This window comes from Pantoea sp. SGAir0183, assembly GCF_043545505.1.
This window is the reverse complement of record NZ_CP028053.1, coordinates 3,639,434-3,657,325: the sequence shown is the minus strand read 5'-3', so window position 1 is coordinate 3,657,325 and position 17,892 is coordinate 3,639,434. Positions and strand designations below refer to the sequence as shown.

Annotated in this window: 14 protein-coding genes and 1 other annotated feature; of the genes, 9 read left to right on the top strand and 5 right to left on the bottom strand. The window is 56.0% G+C overall.

The genetic code is table 11. From position 1 onward, the window contains the following. Positions 1-4 precede the first annotated feature (4 nt). Complete coding sequence (gene uca, locus C1N59_RS16970; protein ID WP_394549915.1) at positions 5-3,622, bottom strand: urea carboxylase; 3,618 nt, start codon at positions 3,620-3,622, stop codon at positions 5-7. A 2-nt stretch (positions 3,623-3,624) separates the two neighbouring features. Beyond that, the gene (gene atzF, locus C1N59_RS16965; RefSeq protein ID WP_394549914.1) at positions 3,625-5,421 is read right to left on the bottom strand and encodes an allophanate hydrolase; all 1,797 of its coding nucleotides are present in this window, start codon (positions 5,419-5,421) and stop codon (positions 3,625-3,627) included. 270 nt (positions 5,422-5,691) lie between these two features. On the opposite strand from atzF, the gene sltY reads away from it, so the two are divergent. Together sltY and trpR are read left to right on the top strand one after the other, a co-directional pair. Beyond that, a complete protein-coding gene (gene sltY / locus C1N59_RS16960; protein ID WP_394549913.1) occupies positions 5,692-7,611 on the top strand; it encodes a murein transglycosylase in 1,920 nt (639 codons plus the stop codon). A gap of 45 nt (positions 7,612-7,656) precedes the next feature. Further along, the gene (trpR, locus tag C1N59_RS16955) at positions 7,657-8,004 is read left to right on the top strand and encodes a trp operon repressor (protein WP_033740217.1); all 348 of its coding nucleotides are present in this window, start codon (positions 7,657-7,659) and stop codon (positions 8,002-8,004) included. On the opposite strand, the gene yjjX is transcribed toward trpR, so the two are convergent. Further along, positions 7,982-8,497 (bottom strand): inosine/xanthosine triphosphatase, encoded by a 516-nt coding sequence (yjjX, locus tag C1N59_RS16950; RefSeq protein WP_006117615.1) that lies wholly within the window; start codon positions 8,495-8,497, stop codon positions 7,982-7,984. The genes trpR and yjjX overlap by 23 nt on opposite strands. 60 nt (positions 8,498-8,557) lie before the next feature. Between yjjX and gpmB the strand changes: the two genes are divergently transcribed. Beyond that, on the top strand, positions 8,558-9,205 hold the full coding sequence (gpmB, locus tag C1N59_RS16945) for a 2,3-diphosphoglycerate-dependent phosphoglycerate mutase GpmB (RefSeq protein WP_033740218.1): 648 nt from the start codon (positions 8,558-8,560) through the stop codon (positions 9,203-9,205). 46 nt (positions 9,206-9,251) lie between these two features. On the opposite strand, the gene robA is transcribed toward gpmB, so the two are convergent. Then, complete coding sequence (gene robA, locus C1N59_RS16940; RefSeq protein ID WP_006117617.1) at positions 9,252-10,118, bottom strand: MDR efflux pump AcrAB transcriptional activator RobA; 867 nt, start codon at positions 10,116-10,118, stop codon at positions 9,252-9,254. 197 nt (positions 10,119-10,315) lie between these two features. Here robA and creA point away from each other — a divergent pair, with 197 nt between their 5' ends. Beyond that, positions 10,316-10,789: a protein CreA gene (creA, locus tag C1N59_RS16935; protein ID WP_006117619.1), complete on the top strand. Its 474-nt coding sequence runs from the start codon at positions 10,316-10,318 to the stop codon at positions 10,787-10,789. Between the two features lie 38 nt (positions 10,790-10,827). On the opposite strand, the gene arcA is transcribed toward creA, so the two are convergent. After that, positions 10,828-11,544 carry a two-component system response regulator ArcA gene (gene arcA / locus C1N59_RS16930; RefSeq protein WP_006117620.1) on the bottom strand — a complete coding sequence of 239 codons (717 nt, stop codon included), beginning with the start codon at positions 11,542-11,544 and terminating at the stop codon, positions 10,828-10,830. Positions 11,545-12,145: 601 nt separating this feature from the next. Between arcA and C1N59_RS16925 the strand changes: the two genes are divergently transcribed. The 5 genes from C1N59_RS16925 (at position 12,146) to thrC (ending at position 17,871) form a co-directional block, all read left to right on the top strand. After that, entirely contained in the window at positions 12,146-12,850 is a 705-nt protein-coding gene (locus C1N59_RS16925) for a tRNA/rRNA methyltransferase (RefSeq protein ID WP_006117621.1), read from the top strand. 187 nt (positions 12,851-13,037) lie between these two features. Further along, a complete protein-coding gene (gene thrL / locus C1N59_RS16920; RefSeq protein WP_071988721.1) occupies positions 13,038-13,106 on the top strand; it encodes a thr operon leader peptide in 69 nt (22 codons plus the stop codon). Further along, positions 13,045-13,164, top strand: a sequence feature (Thr leader region). It overlaps the preceding gene by 62 nt. A 25-nt stretch (positions 13,165-13,189) precedes the next feature. Next, complete coding sequence (gene thrA / locus C1N59_RS16915; RefSeq protein ID WP_205951269.1) at positions 13,190-15,652, top strand: bifunctional aspartate kinase/homoserine dehydrogenase I; 2,463 nt, start codon at positions 13,190-13,192, stop codon at positions 15,650-15,652. A 2-nt stretch (positions 15,653-15,654) separates the two neighbouring features. After that, positions 15,655-16,584, top strand: coding sequence for a homoserine kinase (gene thrB, locus C1N59_RS16910; protein ID WP_006117623.1), 930 nt, complete (start codon positions 15,655-15,657; stop codon positions 16,582-16,584). A 3-nt stretch (positions 16,585-16,587) separates the two neighbouring features. After that, positions 16,588-17,871, top strand: coding sequence for a threonine synthase (thrC, locus tag C1N59_RS16905; RefSeq protein WP_394549912.1), 1,284 nt, complete (start codon positions 16,588-16,590; stop codon positions 17,869-17,871). Positions 17,872-17,892 lie beyond the last annotated feature (21 nt).

Below are 17,892 nucleotides of genomic sequence, written 5' to 3'. Positions count from 1 at the left end.
CTCCTTATTCCAGCCACAGCAGCGTGTCGCCAGGGCTGACAGGGCGGCCGGCCTGACAGGCCACGCGTTTCACCCGACCCGCGCAGGGAGCCGTAATGGCCAGTTCCATTTTCATTGCCTCAACAATCACCAGCGTTTGTCCGGCGCTCACCGTCTCGCCCGCCTGCACCAGCACTTTCCAGATGTTGCCGTTCATATCTGCCTGTACAGCCTGCGCGCTGTTATCCTCAGCGGGCGCGTCTGACTCGGCCTCAGTGGAAGCGGGGGCTTCCGGCTCCTCCTGCGACCAGAGCCGAACCTCCTGCTCAAATGCCGCGGCCTGGCGCTGGCGAAACGCCGCAATGTCGTCGGCGTTCGCCGCCAGAAACGCCTGGTGAGCGGCAAAATCGAATTCAGTTTCTTCGATACGCAGCGCAGCACGGCCCTCGCGGAAATCATCACGAAGTTGCGCCAGTTCCTCTTCGCTCACCGGATAGAAGCGCACCTGATCGAAGAAGCGCAGGAGCCAGGGCTCACCGGCACCGAACTGCGGGTTTTTCAGGAAGGTGTTCCAGATGGGTAACGTACGGCCGACCAGCTGGTAACCGCCGGGAGAGTCCATGCCGTAAATGCACATGTACATGCCGCCGATGCCGACGGTGCCCTCTGCGGTAAAGGTACGGGCCGGACTGTACTTGGAGCTGAGCAGGCGATGGCGAGGATCAATCGGCACCGCGCAGGGTGCACCCAGATAAACATCGCCCAGGCCCAAAATCAGGTAGCTGGCATTGAACAGCGTATCGCGAACCTGTTCACGATCGGATAATCCATTGATACGTTGAATAAAATCGACGTTATTGGGTAGCCAGGGCGCGCTGGCGCGCACGGTTTCTTTATAACGTTCGACGGCACCGAGCGTAGCGCTGTCTTCAAACGCCATCGGCATCCAGACAATGCGAGAGGGCACTTTCAGCGTGCTGACATCACCGAGCATGGCTTCCCGGGCCAGCAGCTCGGACATTAACTGGGACTGCGACAGGGTAAGGCTGTCATAGCGAATTTGCAGTGAACGCACGCCGGGGGAGAGCTCTTCGATGCCGTCAACCGGTCGCTCACGCAGCGACGCCATCAGCAGATGAACACGGAGGCGGAGCGCCAGATCCAGCACGTTGTCGCCATATTCGATCAGAATGTATTTATCGCCGGCCTGACGATATACCGCCTGCGGTGTGGTGTCGGTGGCGGCAACGGCGGCGAGCAAGGTAGCGGAGCCAAAGCGGTTGTCAGCCAGCGACGGTACGTCAAACGTCTGCGCCGTGTGCGGACGCAACGTGGCGATGACCTGCAACCGGGCATTTTCCAGCGCGACGGCTTCTTCGACGCTGATGGGATGGAAGCGAATTTTATCGCCCGGTTTGACCTGGCCGACCTTCCACAGTTCGGCTTTGGCTATCGTCACCGGGCAGACAAAGCCGCCGAGGCTGGGACCGTCGTGGGTCAGGATGACCGGAAAGTCACCGGTGAAGTTGATCGCGCCAATCGCGTATTCACAGTCGTGCACGTTAGACGGATGCAGGCCCGCTTCACCGCCGTTAGCGCGCGTCCAGGTCGGTTTAGGCCCGACCAGACGTACACCAAGGCGGTTGGAGTTGTAGTGAACCTGCCAGTCGCTGGCAAAGAATTCATCGATGGCGGCCTGGGTGAAAAAGTCAGGTGCGCCGTGCGGTCCGTACAGGACACCAATGTGCCATTCGCTGGTGTACGTTGGGATCAGCGCCGGGCTGAGTGCCTGCGGAGCGCTGACCGGCGCGGGCGTGGTGCAGGCTGCCAGTGACGGTTGTGAGACAGGCAGCATATCGGCAACCCGAAGCGTGCGACCGGCGTGCCCGCCAAACTGGCCCAGAGAAAAGGTGGAACGACTGCCAAGGTATTCCGGGACATCAAAGCCGTTACGGATAGCCAGATAACAGCGGCAACCGCGCTGGGCGCGACCCAGTGTCAGCGTTTGGCCAGCATTGACCGTTATCGGCTGCCAGTTGCTGACAGGGATGCCATCCAGCGTGGCACCGCAGTCTGCCCCTGTGAGAGCAAGGGTCGCCGCGCAATGAAAGCGCAGCGTTGGGCCCTGCAGGGTAAATTCCAGCCCGGCCGCCGACTCGTGATTTCCGACGATGCGGTTGGCAAGGCGGAAGGCATAATCATCCATCGGCCCTGACGGCGGTACGCCGATATTCCAGTAACCCAGCCGGCCCGGCACGTCCTGGATGGAGCTGAACGTGCCCGCCTGCAGCACTTCGACCACGGCTGCCGCGGGCGTAAAGCTGTCCAGAAAACGTGTCCAGACCTTGCCGCTACGGAACGCCTCGGTGGCGACGACCTGCCGCAGATAATCAAGATTGGTGGCGATACCGTGCAGTTGTGTGGCGTTCAGTGCGCATTGCAGTTTTTCCAGCGCCGCCTCTCGCGTGTCCGCATGGACGATGAGCTTGGCGATCATCGGATCGTAATAGCTGGAAACCTCGCTGCCGGTCGTCACCCAACTGTCCACACGGACATCGTCAGGAAAACTGACATGCGTGAGCACGCCGGGGCTGGGCTGGAAGTTTTTTAACGGATCTTCGGCGTACAAACGGACTTCAATCGACGCGCCCTGCGGTGCCTGCTGCAGGCGCGGCCAGTCGATCGCTTCGTCAGCGGCGACGCGCAACATGCATTCCACCAGGTCGAGGCCGGTGACGCATTCGGTGACCGGATGCTCAACCTGCAGGCGGGTATTCACTTCCAGGAAATAGAAGGCGTCCTGCTGTGCATCATAAATGTATTCCACGGTCCCCGCGCTGCGGTAATTGACTACCTCACCCAGCCGAACGGCTGAGGCAAGCAACGCCGCGCGCGTGGCCGCGGGCAGGCAGGGCGCGGGGGTTTCCTCCACCACTTTCTGGTTGCGGCGTTGCAGCGAACAGTCGCGCTCACCCAGCGCCACCACGGTGCCCTTGCCATCACCGAAGATCTGCACTTCCACGTGGCGGGCATGATCGATACAGCGTTCGAGGAAAACGCCTGCGTCACTAAAGAATTGTTCGCCCAGTCGACGGACGCTCTCCCAGGCATTGCGCAGTGCCCCGGCGTCGGCACAGCGCGTCAGCCCAATGCCTCCGCCGCCTGCCGTGCTTTTTAACATCACCGGATAACCGATGGATTCGGCTGCGCTGAGGGCGTCATCAAGTGTGTTGAGCAGCGGCGTGCCTGGCGTCATCGGTACTCCGGCCTGCGCGGCTAACTCACGGGCGCGATGTTTCAGCCCAAACTCACCAATTTGCGCAGCCGTGGGACCGACAAACACGATACCGGCCTCTTCACAGGCGGCAGCAAAGGGCAGACTTTCTGACAGAAAACCATAGCCGGGCCAGACCGCCTGGGCGCCCGTTTCCTGCGCCGCCGCCAGAATTTTGTCGATGCGCAGATAGCTGTCACTGGCTTTGCCGCCGCCCAGACCCACGGCGATATCCGCCTCTTTCACATGCTGTGCGTTGCGGTCGGCATCGGAAAACACGGCCACGCTTTTAATGCCCAGACGTTTCAGCGTGCGGATGGCGCGACAGGCAATTTCACCCCGGTTAGCAATCAGGACTGTGCTGAACATAATTAGTTACTCCCAGGCGAGGCAAGCCAGTTACGCCAGCCGCCAAATTCAGTGATTTCCAGCGCGCCGGTTAGCGCGGCACCTTCACAAATAAAGCCTTTCACCACACGTCCATCGGCAAGCGTCAGATTGCCAATGCCCAGTGGGGCAGGGATTTCCGCCACAAACTCACCGAAGCGCGCCAGCGGGATATCCCAGAGTTCAACGGTAATGGCCGCCCCCTGTTCTGTGCGCATCAGGCCGGGTTTCTTAATCGGACCCTCTAATAAGGCAAACAGACGATACTGGCTGGCGGTCTGCGTCTCTTCCACCAGAACGGCCTGGCGCGTGGTGAGCTGGAAATTAAGGGGCATCCCGGTCAGGTGTGCGCCGACGACGGCCACCCGAACATGATCGTGGGATGGAGGAAGCGCCATCGGGGAGGGCGGCAGTGGCAGGCCGGTTGCGCCGAGAGGCAGGGCCAGAGCCTGCTGCCAGCGCAGGCCAAACTGCGCCAGCGCGCGGTCATGCCAGGCGGGAGCGATGAGCGTAATGCCCGCCGGCAGGTCGTCGTTTCTGAACGGGGCGGGCAGGGCCAGTGCAGCAAGATCGGCCAGATTAGTGAAGTTGGTATAAGTGCCAAAATGCGCGTTATACAGCACCGGCTCCTGCTGCATTTCGTCCAGCGTGTAAATGGTGGGCGAGGTGGGCACCACCAGCGCATCAAACGAGGCCAGAACCTGCTGAATGTGCCGGGCCAGTTCGGCACGCTGATATTCGGCCTGCCAGGCATCTACGGCGCTGTACTTCAGGCCATTCGCCACAATGCCGTGGACCACCGGATCCATGTTCTCTGGCTGGTTAAGCATCTCGCCTACGGCGACGGTGCGCTCGGCGACCCACGGACCCTGATAAAGCTGCTCGGCGAGCTGGCGGAAAGGGGTAAAGTCAATGGGATGCAACGTCGCGCCGGTCGCCTTCAGTGCGCTGAGCGCGGCATCCCAGGCGGCTTCGGCGGCGGCATCATCGTAAAATTCCGGTGTAGCCGGAATGGCGAAATCAGGACGGGCTTTCATGCCTGCTGGGGCCGTACGGGGATTCACGCGCGAATAGGCGTCTTTCTCGTCGTAGCCACCGGCCAGGCTGGCCACGGTAAAGGCGTCTTCAACCGTCAGCGCAAACACCGAAATCGTATCGTTCAGGCGACAGGCCGGGACCACACCACGGGCAGAGAACCAGCCCTTTGTCGGTTTCAGGCCGACAATATTGTTAAACCCTGCCGGCACCCGACCTGACCCGGCGGTGTCAGTGCCGAGTGAGAAACCCACCAGGCCACGGGCCAGTACCGAGGCTGATCCGGAACTGGATCCGCCACTGACAAAATCCGGATCAAAGGTATTACACACCGCGCCATAAGGTGACCTTGTGCCCACCAGGCCGGTTGCAAACTGATCAAGGTTGGTTTTGCCGATGACCACCGCACCTGCTGCTTTCAGGCGCGCCACCACAAAGGCATCCTCTTCAGCGGTGTAGCTAAACGCCGGGCAGGCGGCGGTGGTCGGCCAGCCTGCGACATCAATATTGTCTTTGACCGCGAACGGCACACCGAACAAAGGAAGCGCGTCGGGATCCTGCTGATAGCGTGCCAGAAGCGGCGTGATTTGTGCTTCGAGTTGCGCCGGACTGGCAAGACAGATCCAGGCATTATCACTGGGTTCCTGTTCCGCCAGGTGGGTTGCCAGCAACGTGTGAAGCTGCTGTGGGTGCAGCCGGGCGCGTTGCTGCCATTCGCTAAGGGTCAAGCCAGATGTTGAAGCCATGCAATAAATTCCAACTGGTATACAAGATGGCATTCAACAAAGCAAAGGCTGTGCCAGATTTTTAACTTGATGAATCAAAGAGATAAAGCGGCATGCCATAAGTTTATGTGATGATAAAATGCACAACGGTAGCGCAGAACGTGTGATATCGCGGTGCGCCACGCCTGCGCAAAGGTAAATTTTGTGAAGAACATGGCAAGAGTGGCTTCCCCTGGTTAGCATGAATAACGTCTGGCACCCTGCCAGGGCCCAGCAACAGAGGAGATTTACGTGGAGAAATGGCGTAACGGGATGATAGGGATCTGCCTGGTGAGCATGGCCGGCAGCGCATGGGCTGATTCGCTTGATCAACAACGGCAACGATATCAACAGATTAAACAGGCGTGGGACAGTAACCAGATGGCGACAGTCGATCAACTGTTACCGACGCTGCAGGATTATCCGCTTTATCCCTACTTAGAATACCGTTTGCTGGCGCAGGATCTCGATCAGGAAACCAGCCTGGCGGTGCAGAACTTCATTCAAAAGTACCCCACCTTGCCCCCGGCACGGTCGCTGAAAACACGGTTTGTGAACGTGCTGGCCCATCGTCAGGACTGGCAAGGCGTACTGAATTTCAGCCCGGATGAACCGACGCCGGTGCAGGCGCGCTGCAACTGGTATTATGCAAAATGGTCTACCGGTCAGCAGCAGGCGGCCTTTGCGGGCGCAAAAGCGATTTGGCTGCGCGGCACCGCCTTGCCGAATGACTGTGACAAGCTGTTTTCAGTCTGGCAGGTCTCAGGGCAGCTCTCGCCTATTACGGTGCTGGAGCGCATTCGTCTGGCGATGAAAGCGGGCAATGACAGCCTGGTCAGCTATCTGGCGAAGATGCTGCCCGCTGATTATAAGACGATGTCGGATGCCTTACTGACGCTGCAGAAAGATCCCCAGTCCGTAACGACTTTTGCCAACGGCGTTGGCGCCACCGACTTTACGCGCCAGGCCACTATCTTTGCCTTCGCCCGTGTGGCGCGTGCCGATATGGAAAATGCCCGCAGCATGATTCCCGAACTGGTCCGGGCGCAAAAAATGGGGCCGGAGGATGAACAGGCGCTGAAGGAGATTGTGGTCTGGCGCATGATGGGCAGCGATCTGACTTCTGAGCAAGCGCGCTGGCGCGATGCGGTGGTGATGAACAGCGAATCAACTGCCTTGCTGGAGCGGCGCGTCCGCCTGGCGCTGAGTGAAAATGACCGTCGTGGCCTGAATACCTGGATTGCCCGTCTGCCGGTAGAAGCGAAAGAGAAAGACGAATGGCAATACTGGCAGGCCGATCTGCTCTATTCCAAAGATCGCAAAGAAGAAGCCGATGAGATTCTGCGCAAACTGATGACGTCACGCGGCTTTTACCCGATGGTGGCTGCACAGCGTCTGGGCGTGAATTATCCTCTGCAGGTGGATGCCGCACCGAAACCCGACAGCGCCACGATACAGGGGCCCGAGCTGGCCCGGGTACGCGAGCTGATGTACTGGGGGCTGGATAATCTGGCGCGAAGCGAATGGGCCAACCTGATTAACAGCAAAACCCATGTCCAGCAGCAGATGCTGGCGCGTTACGCAAGCGAGCAGGACTGGTGGGATCTCAGCGTACAGGCCACCATCACCGCAAAAATGTGGGACAGCCTGAAAGAACGTTTCCCGCTGGCATGGCAGGATCTTTATAAGCAGAACACACAGGGGAAAACCATTCCGCAGAGCTATGCGATGGCGATTTCCCGTCAGGAAAGTGCGTGGAACCCGAAAGCGCGTTCCCCGGTCGGTGCGAGTGGCCTGATGCAAATTATGCCCGCCACCGCCACGCATACCGTGAAGATGTTTAGCATTCCTGGCTATGTGAATCCGTCTCAGCTGTTCGATCCGCAAACCAATATCCAGATTGGCACGCAGTATCTGGATTATGTCTATCAGCAGTTTGATAAGAACCGGATCTTCGCCTCGGCGGCCTACAACGCCGGGCCCGGTCGCGTACGGACCTGGCAAAACAGCACCGCGGGCAATCTGAGTGCCGTCGCCTTCATCGAAACCATTCCGTTTTCCGAAACGCGGGGTTACGTGAAGAATGTGCTGGCTTATGATGCCTACTATCGCTACTTCCTGGGCCAGCCTGACAAGATCCTGTCAGATGCTGAGTGGAATCGCCGTTACTAGCTGTGTTAAGCTTCCGTACTCTTTAGTGAGTACGGAAGCCCTCTCATGAACCAACCTGCTGTGCCACCCGAAACTGAACAGGCTGCGGAGTCGAACTGGCTACGTTTTGTTGATCTGATTCAGCAGGCGTTTGCCGACCAGCATGCGTTACCGCTCCTGCAACTCATGATGACGCCCGATGAGCGTGAAGCCTTTGGCACACGTCTGCGTATCATCGAATCGCTGCTGAACGGCGACATGAGCCAGCGTGAGTTGAAAAATGAGCTTGGCGTCGGCATCGCGACCATCACCCGGGGATCGAACAGCCTGAAAGAGGCGCCTCCCGCACTCAAGCGCTGGCTGGAGGCCCAACTGCGCCACCCGGAGTCGATTACGCGTAATAAGGATGTGTAAACGGGCAGAGCGCCAGAATTAACGCCTGATGATACACACTGGAGCGGCTGAGCAGACCATGGGTTAACGTGCCTATCGCACCGCCTTTGTGTTTAATGTTTTCTATGCCGGTCAGGCGCGCCATCTCGTCGCCCAGTTCACGGCCTTCACGTAAACCCGCCATCACGGGCGGCGGCAGCGTAAAGCTGGCTGAACGTGATTCACCCCGCTGCTTGTGGTTTTCCACCACTATCCAGGCAAACGCGCTCTCTTCTTCAATGCCTGCTTCAATCGCGACCCAAAAATCGGCTTCCGGGCGAACCTGACGGGCATTCATGACGCGCTGACGTGCGCCGGTGCGGGTTTCAAGGTTAGAGAGGGGCTGTGCTGCCACGCCGCTCTCGACCTCCACCCCTTCTGTATGGCAGGATCCCTCGCCGAAAACGTCGTTGAATGCCTGAGCAATCGCACGAATCTTCGCTGGATTGGTGGTAGCTGCGACGACATGGTACATAATTAATTGAACCCTCAGGTAATAAAGGCGATTTTGGTCGCAGTATAACGGAAACTACGCATGCTACAGGTCTATCTTGTTCGTCACGGTGAAACGGTATGGAATGCAGAACGCCGCATTCAAGGGCACTCCGACAGTCCGCTGACGGCAAAAGGCGAGCACCAGGCCCGTCAGGTCGGTGAACGGATTAAACACGCAGGTATCACCCATATCATTTCCAGCGACTTAGGACGTACCCGACGTACGGCAGAAATCATTGCCGATGCCTGCGGCTGCGATGTCACCTTTGACGCCCGCCTGCGCGAACTGAATATGGGCGTGCTGGAAAAACGCCTGCTGGACGAGTTGAGTGCGGAAGAAGAGGGCTGGCGCGCGTCGCTGGTTAACGGCACTGAGGGTGGCCGTATTCCGCAGGGCGAATCTATGACAGAACTGGCGCAGCGTATGCAGGATGCCCTGAATGCCTGCCTGGCGTTACCGGCTGGCAGCCGCCCCTTGATTGTCAGCCATGGTATGGCGCTGGGCGTGCTGGTGAGCACCATTCTGGGATTGCCTGCGTATGCGGAACGTCGTCTTCGTCTGCGTAACTGTTCGATTTCCCGCGTTGATCATCAACAAAGCGCCTGGCTGGCAGCGGGCTGGGTGGTCGAAACGGCGGGAGATATTTCGCATCTTGACGAGCCCGCGCTGGACGAACTTCAGCGGTAAGTTGACAGATCATGCCGTCATCGCGACGGCATAATCACAAACGCGATTAACGGCGAATCGGGATCAGATACTCGCACTTAATATCTGCTGGGGGTTCGGTCCGTTTCTTTCCGCCATGGGTAATAAAACGTTCAATATCCTGGCCCTGACGGCGAGTCAGTCCCAGTGTCGGCATGCAGGTGCCATACAGTAACAGGATAAATTCCTGCAAATCTACGCGGGGACCTGCATAGTTGAACTGCACATAGTCGCCTGCTTCCAGGCTGACGTTCTGCCCGGAGTGCATATTCGTTGCGCTGTCCACAGGCACCGCCGTGGTATACAGAATCTCCTGCTCATCATCCTTTTCATGACTGGCACGGACCTGGTGCAGACCGTAAAGCACTGGCGGCACCGTATCCGTTTCCAGCAGAAACTGCCGCCAGAAGTGGAGGCGCATTTCATCACGATATTTGGAAATTTGTTCCAGCGTGCAGGTGTAGCTCTGTGTCTGACCAAACAGTACGGTTTCCGGCAGCGTAACGAACTGGTGTTCCGGCAGCGTGTCATTGCCCAGACGAATCGGTGGGCGAATGCCGAAGGAGTTCCAGTCAGATGAACGGCGATACCATGCAGGGGTTTGATTAAACTGCTTTTTAAAGGCACGCGTAAAGGTCTGCTGGGAATCGAACCGATACTGTAAGGCGATATCAAGAATCGGGCGACTGGTCAGGCGAAGCGCGACGGCGGCTTTAGAAAGACGCCGTGCCCGGATGTAAGCGCCGATGGCGTGCCCGGTGACATCTTTGAACATCCGTTGTAGATGCCATTTAGAATAACCTGCCTTAATGGAAACGTTATCCAGTGAAAGGGGTTGATCCAAATGGCTCTCCAGCCAGGCAAGCAAATCGCGAATGATACCGGCTTGGTCCATAAAACATCCTCATACTCTGGTGGCGCAGCTAAATGAAGTCGACGAATAATAGTACTTATAGCGTAAAGACGTGATCGGCTTTGATTGGGGTAGTTGTACTATTCACTAACGCGGGAGTTTATACCCTTTTTGCATTGGTTATTGTATCAATTGACAGTACATTACATGCTCATCTATTACATTTGCAATGGTAACTCATGACAATAACTCGTCTTGCGATCGCCACCTTCGCTGGTCTGCTATTTTCCAGTTCGCTGCTGGCCGAAGAGATCGGCTCGGTCGATACCGTATTTAAGATGTTTGGGCCGGACCACAAAATTGTGGTGGAAGCGTTCGATGATCCTGATGTTAAAAATGTAACCTGCTATATCAGTCGGGCGAAAACGGGCGGGATTAAGGGCGGACTGGGACTCGCAGAGGATACGTCTGACGCCGCTATTTCCTGTCAGCAAACCGGACCGGTTGAGTTAAGTGATAAGATCGCCAAAGGAAAAGCGCAGGGTGACGTTGTATTTCGCCAGCGTACTTCACTGATTTTCAAGAAGTTGCAGGTTGTTCGCTTCTTTGACAGCAAGCGCAATGCGCTGGTCTACCTGGCGTATTCGGATAAGGTGGTGGATGGTTCGCCGAAAAATGCGCTGAGTGCCGTGCCGATTATGCCCTGGCATTAACGCATAAAAACGCCCGAAAGGGCGTTTTTTTGAGGCCGTTACTCTTGCAGGTCACCGCAGAAACGATAGCCTTCACCGTGAATGGTAGCGATGATTTCTGGCGTATCCGGTGTGGATTCGAAATGTTTACGAATACGGCGGATGGTGACGTCAACGGTACGATCGTGAGGTTTCAGATCGCGTCCGGTCATTTTTTTCAGCAAATCAGCACGGGTCTGAATTTTGCCGGGATTTTCGCAGAAGTGCAGCATGGCGCGGAACTCACTGCGCGGCAGTTTGTACTGCTCACCGTTGGGATTGATCAATGAACGGCTGTTGATATCCAGTTCCCAGCCGTTGAACTTATAGCTCTCGACCTGACGACGCTCTTCATTAGGCAGCGGTAAGTTCATGGTGCGTAACAGCAGATTACGTGCACGAATAGTTAACTCACGCGGATTAAATGGCTTCGTGATGTAGTCGTCTGCGCCAATTTCCAGTCCAAGGATCTTATCAACTTCGTTATCGCGTCCTGTCAGGAACATTAATGCCACATTAGCTTGCTCACGCAGTTCACGCGCCAGTAACAGGCCGTTTTTGCCCGGCAGGTTGATGTCCATGATAACCAGGTTGACATCATTGTCGGTCAATACCTGATGCATTTCTGCACCATCGGTCGCTTCATACACGACATAACCTTCCGCCTCAAAAATACTTTTGAGGGTATTACGCGTGACCAGTTCGTCTTCAACGATGAGAATGTGCGGGGTCTGCATGTTTAGCTACCTAATTTTGCCAACTAAATTGAAAACAGGGCGTACAGCGGTTAGGTGCTCTCCAGTGCGGAGAACGGCAAGCTTTGCTGAACCGTTGTACGAAAGTCATTGTGATAAGCTTTTATCAAGGTCAACAACCGTGTTCGCTCAGCCAGCCGTAACGACAATTCCATGCCCTGCGGAATAATAAATTGAAACATATACTAACTGTCTTAACAGCAACCTAACAGCAATAACAACAACTGCTAAGCATAAAAACAACGCTTCGTTGACTTATATCAAATGCAATTGTAGCACGTTAACATTTCTGTGAAAAACATCCCGAAAAATTGACGCAGAAGGCGATTACACGTCATTTTTGTACCGACAGGCACAGCACAGCACAAAACGGGATGTTAGAAACTTACTATCACAGGGGGCTGAATTGAAAGGCTTTTATTTTGAAGTTTCTAATAATGTGCACTTTATGGTAAAAAAGGACGCAATGGCTTTTTTTAACGTGTTTTAACATGTATTTCAGGGTGTTAACCTCAAAGCTTATACCTCTTAATATCACGCTACATGTTACACTGCACCGTCTACATTTACTGATGGAATGATCATGCTTTTTCCTCTTATCCTCGTCTCGCCCGCCCGGCCGGAAAATATCGGCGCAGCGGCCCGTGCCATGAAAACCATGGGTTTTAGTGAACTGCGCATTGTCGCCAGCGATGCCTGGCAGGACCCGGCTGCACGCCGTGTGGCGCACGGCGCGGGGGACATCCTGGATAACGTGAAAACATTTGCTACGCTGGCTGATGCGCTGGCGGATATTGATTTTTCCGTCGCCACCACCGCGCGCAGTCGTGCCAGGTTCCGTTACTACGCCACGCCCCAGCAGGTTGAAGCCCGGTTGCTTGAAAAGCGGCAGTGGGTAAACAGCATGGCGCTGGTGTTTGGTCGCGAAGACAGTGGGCTGACCAACGAGGAACTGGATCAGGTTGACCTGCTCACCGGGATCCCTATGGCGCAGGACTATCCTTCATTAAATCTCGGGCAGGCGGTGATGGTGTACTGTTATCAGTTAGCGGCCCTTAACCAGGTCACAGCACCCGTTACGCCGCTTGCCGATGCGCAGCAATTGCATGCGTTGCGCCAGCGTCTGACGCAGCTACTCCAGCAACTGGATGTCAGCGACGACATCAAAATGTCAGACTGGATTAATCAGCGTATTGGTTTGCTGGAACAGCGCGACAGTGCAATGCTGCATCGCCTGTTACATGATGTGGAAAAAAAACTCGCAGAGAAATCCTCGGGGAATGCGTAACTATTTAGTGACAGATGTTAATTAAGCGCACGATACCAAACGATTCGCCAGGTTTTTTTCCTGCAATCACACGCTAAACATGGCGAGTTTTTTTTGCACAAAGGATAAAACCGTTGACTTGATGTGCGCTTTGATTTACTTCTTAGAACCAGACGGACAATCAATGACAGACAGAAAATAAATCTGAATGCGTAATCACAGCCTGAACACCACAATTATTACCACCACCATTACCATGGGTAACGGGGCGGGCTGACGCATCCAGGAAAAACAAAAAAAGAAGCCCGCACCTCACGAGTGCGGGTTTTTTTTTGACTCAAAATCAGGAGAGTTGACATCATGCGAGTGCTGAAATTCGGTGGGACCTCGGTGGCCAATGCAGAGCGTTTTCTGCGCGTCGCCGATATTCTGGAAAGTAATGCGCAACAGGGACAGGTTGCTACCGTGCTTTCTGCACCTGCAAAGATTACCAACCACCTGGTTGCGATGATTGAAAAAACCATTAGCGGTCAGGATGCGTTGCCCAATTTGAGTGATGCGACGCGCATCTTCGCAGAACTGCTGCAGGGGCTGGCCGAGGCACAACCCGGTTTCGACTATGAGGAGCTGAAAAGCCGTGTTGACAGCGAATTTGCGCAACTTAAACAGGTTCTGCACGGCATCAGCCTGTTAGGACAGTGCCCTGACAGCGTCAATGCGGCCATTATCTGTCGGGGCGAGAAGCTCTCCATTGCCATTATGGAAAAGCTGTTAGAAGCCCGTGGCTATGGCGTCAGCGTGATCGACCCGGTCGAAAAACTGCTGGCCATCGGTCATTATCTGGAATCAACCGTGGATATCGCCGAGTCAACCCGCCGCATTGAAGCCAGTCAGATCCCAACAGAAAACATGATCCTGATGGCTGGTTTCACCGCCGGTAACGAACGGGGTGAACTGGTGGTGCTGGGCCGCAACGGTTCTGACTATTCAGCGGCGGTGCTGGCGGCCTGCCTGCGGGCCGATTGCTGTGAGATCTGGACCGATGTGGACGGGGTTTATACCTGCGATCCGCGCCAGGTTCCGGACGCGCGCCTGCTCAAATCCATGTCTTACCAGGAAGCAATGGAGCTGTCCTATTTCGGGGCCAAAGTTCTGCATCCTCGCACTATCGCACCTATCGCGCAGTTTCAAATCCCTTGCCTGATCAAAAACACGGCCAATCCCCAGGCGCCAGGTACGCTGATTAGCGGCAACGGCGAGCAGGATGAGTATCCGGTCAAAGGCATCACCAACCTGAACAATATGGCGATGTTTAACGTCTCCGGCCCGGGCATGAAAGGCATGGTGGGCATGGCGGCCCGCGTCTTTGCCACCATGTCGCGCACCGGCATTTCTGTGGTGCTCATTACCCAGTCTTCGTCTGAATACAGCATCAGCTTCTGCGTTCCTCAGAGCGAGCAGGCCCGCGCCCGTCGCGTGCTGGAGGACGAATTCTATCTTGAACTGAAAGATGGTCTGCTGGATGCGCTGGACGTTATCGAAAATCTGGCGGTGATCTCGGTCGTGGGTGACGGAATGCGTACCCTGCGCGGGATTTCAGCCAAGTTCTTCTCTGCGCTGGCGCGGGCCAATATCAATATCATTGCGATTGCTCAGGGCTCGTCTGAACGATCAATTTCCGTCGTGGTAAACAATGACGACGCCACCACCGGTGTTCGCGTGGTGCACCAGATGCTGTTTGCCACCGATCAGGTGATTGAAGTCTTCGTGGTGGGCGTTGGCGGTGTGGGCGGCGCGCTGCTGGATCAGTTGCATCGCCAGCAGGCCTGGCTCAAACAGAAGCATATCGACTTGCGCGTATGCGGTATCGCCAATTCCCGTGCGCTGTTAACCAATGTACACGGTATTGATCTCAGTAACTGGAAAGGCGAGATGGAGCAGGCCAAAGAGCCGTTCAATCTGGGACGCTTAATTCGTCTGGTAAAAGAGTATCATTTGCTCAATCCGGTCATTGTGGACTGCACATCAAGTCAGGCGGTGGCCGACCAGTACGCGGATTTCCTGGCTGAGGGCTTCCACGTAGTGACGCCGAATAAAAAGGCGAATACCGCGTCATGGGAATATTACCAAAAGATGCGCGCCGCCGCTGCCGGATCGCGCCGTAAGTTCCTGTACGACACTAACGTGGGCGCCGGTTTGCCCGTTATTGAAAATTTGCAAAATTTGCTGAATGCAGGCGATGAATTGATCCGCTTCTCCGGTATTCTGTCGGGATCGCTGTCGTATATTTTTGGCAAACTGGATGAAGGTGTCTCGCTGTCGGAGGCCACGCGCATGGCGCGCGAAATGGGATTCACTGAGCCGGATCCGCGTGACGATTTATCCGGCACGGACGTCGCGCGTAAGCTGCTCATTCTGGCCCGCGAAGCCGGCTATCAACACGAAATGCACGACATTGAGATTGAGCCGTTGCTGCCAGCGCACCTGACCGCCATTGCCGATGTCGAGCAGTTTATGCAGCAACTGCCCGACGTCGATGCGGCGATTGCCGCCCGAGTGGCGCAGGCGCGTGAGGCGGGCAAAGTGTTGCGTCTGGTCGGCGTGATCGAAGAAGGCGGGGCGTGCAAAGTCAAGATCGAGGCAGTAGACAGTAACGATCCGCTTTTTAAAGTGAAAAACGGTGAGAATGCACTGGCTTTCTACAGCCGCTATTATCAGCCCATTCCGTTGGTGTTGCGCGGATACGGTGCAGGAAATGACGTGACAGCAGCGGGCGTGTTCGCCGATCTGCTGCGCACACTGTCGTGGAAGTTGGGAGTGTAATGATGGTAAAAATTCATGCGCCGGCCTCAATAGGCAATGTCAGCGTGGGCTTTGATGTGCTGGGCGCGGCGGTCTCGCCAGTGGATGGTTCATTGCTGGGAGATTGCGTCTCGGTCGAGGCGGCCGACAGCTTTAGCCTGAGCAATACTGGCCGCTTTGTCAGCAAACTGCCCAGCGATCCTAAAGAGAATATCGTTTATCAGTGCTGGGAGCGGTTCTGCGAAGCCATTGGCAAAAGCGTGCCGGTGGCGATCACGCTGGAAAAAAACATGCCTATAGGCTCGGGGCTGGGCTCCAGCGCCTGTTCCGTGGTTGCGGGTCTGATGGCCATGAACGAATTTTGTGGCAAACCGCTGGATGACAACCAGCTCCTGACGTTAATGGGGGAGCTGGAAGGGCGCATTTCCGGTAGCGTACATTACGATAATGTCGCGCCGTGCTTCCTTGGCGGTATTCAACTGATGATCGAGGAAAATGGGATCATTACCCAGGCGGTGCCAGGCTTTGACGACTGGCTGTGGGTGATGGCCTATCCGGGCATCAAAGTGTCAACAGCGGAGGCGCGGGCGATTTTACCGGCGCAGTACGCGAAGCAGGACTGCATCAAGCACGGCCGACTGCTGGCCGGATTCATTCACGCCTGCCATACGCGCCAACCCGCGCTGGCGGCTAAACTGATGCAGGATGTGATTGCTGAGCCGTACCGGACTCAGCTGTTACCGGGCTTTGCCCAGGCACGTCAGGCTGCTCAGGATATCGGGGCGCTGGCCTGCGGTATTTCGGGCTCTGGCCCCACGCTCTTTGCCATTTGCAACCAGATGGAAACGGCACAGCAGATGGCCGACTGGCTGAGCCAGCACTATCTGCAGAACGATGAAGGCTTCGTCCATATCTGCCGTCTTGATACGGCTGGCGCACGTAAACTGGGATAACGCATGAAACTCTACAATCTTAAGGATCATAACGAGCAGGTCAGCTTCGCCCAGGCGGTGAAACAAGGTCTGGGTTCACAGCAAGGGCTGTTTTTCCCGCTTGAGCTGCCTGAATTTGAACTGACCGACATCGATGCCATGCTGGAGATGGATTTTGTTACACGCAGCAGCAAAATCCTCTCTGCCTATATTGGCGACGAAGTGCCGGCGGCGCATCTGACCGAACGCCTGAAAACGGCCTTTACCTTTCCGGCACCGATCAAAGCGGTGACCGATGATGTCGCCTGTCTTGAACTGTTCCACGGCCCAACCCTGGCGTTCAAAGACTTTGGCGGCCGTTTTATGGCGCAGATGCTGTCCTATGTAAGTGGTTCAGATGAGCAGATCACGATTCTGACGGCAACCTCTGGCGATACCGGTGCCGCCGTCGCCCATGCGTTTTACGGCATGGAAAATGTGCGCGTCGTGATCCTGTATCCGCAGGGCAAAATCAGCCCGTTGCAGGAGAAATTGTTCTGTACGCTGGGCGGCAACATCGAAACCATTGCGATTGACGGCGATTTTGATGCCTGCCAGGCATTGGTCAAACAGGCCTTTGATGATCAGGAACTGAAGAAAGCTATCGGCCTGAACTCAGCCAACTCCATTAATATCAGCCGTCTGCTGGCGCAGATTTGTTATTACTTTGAAGCCGTCGCGCAGCTGCCGCAGGAAAAACGTAATCAACTGGTCGTCTCTGTACCAAGTGGCAACTTTGGTGATTTGACGGCAGGTCTGCTGGCGAAGTCACTTGGGCTGCCGATCAAGCGGTTTATTGCGGCAACGAATGCCAATGACACGGTGCCACGCTTTCTTGGCAACGGCGAATGGCAGCCTAACGCGACCGTCGCGACATTGTCGAACGCCATGGATGTGAGCCAGCCGAATAACTGGCCGCGCGTTGAGGAGCTGTTCCGTCGCAAAACCTGGCGCCTGAGTGATTTAGCCTACGGCGCGGTATCCGACGCGGTGACGCGCGAAGCGATGCGTGATCTGGCGAAACTGGGTTACGTATCAGAGCCGCACGCGGCGATTGCCTGGCGCTTGCTGCGTGACCAGTTACAGGACGGCGAGTACGGCTTATTCCTTGGCACGGCGCACCCGGCGAAGTTCCTGGATAGCGTGGAAAGTATTCTGGAGCAGAAGCTGGCGCTGCCGACTGAACTGGCAGAGCGTGCCGATCTGCCGTTGCTGTCGCATACCATGAAGGCAGATTTTGCCTCACTGCGTGCCTTTTTGCTGAAATAAAAGAAAGGTGGCTCGTGCCAC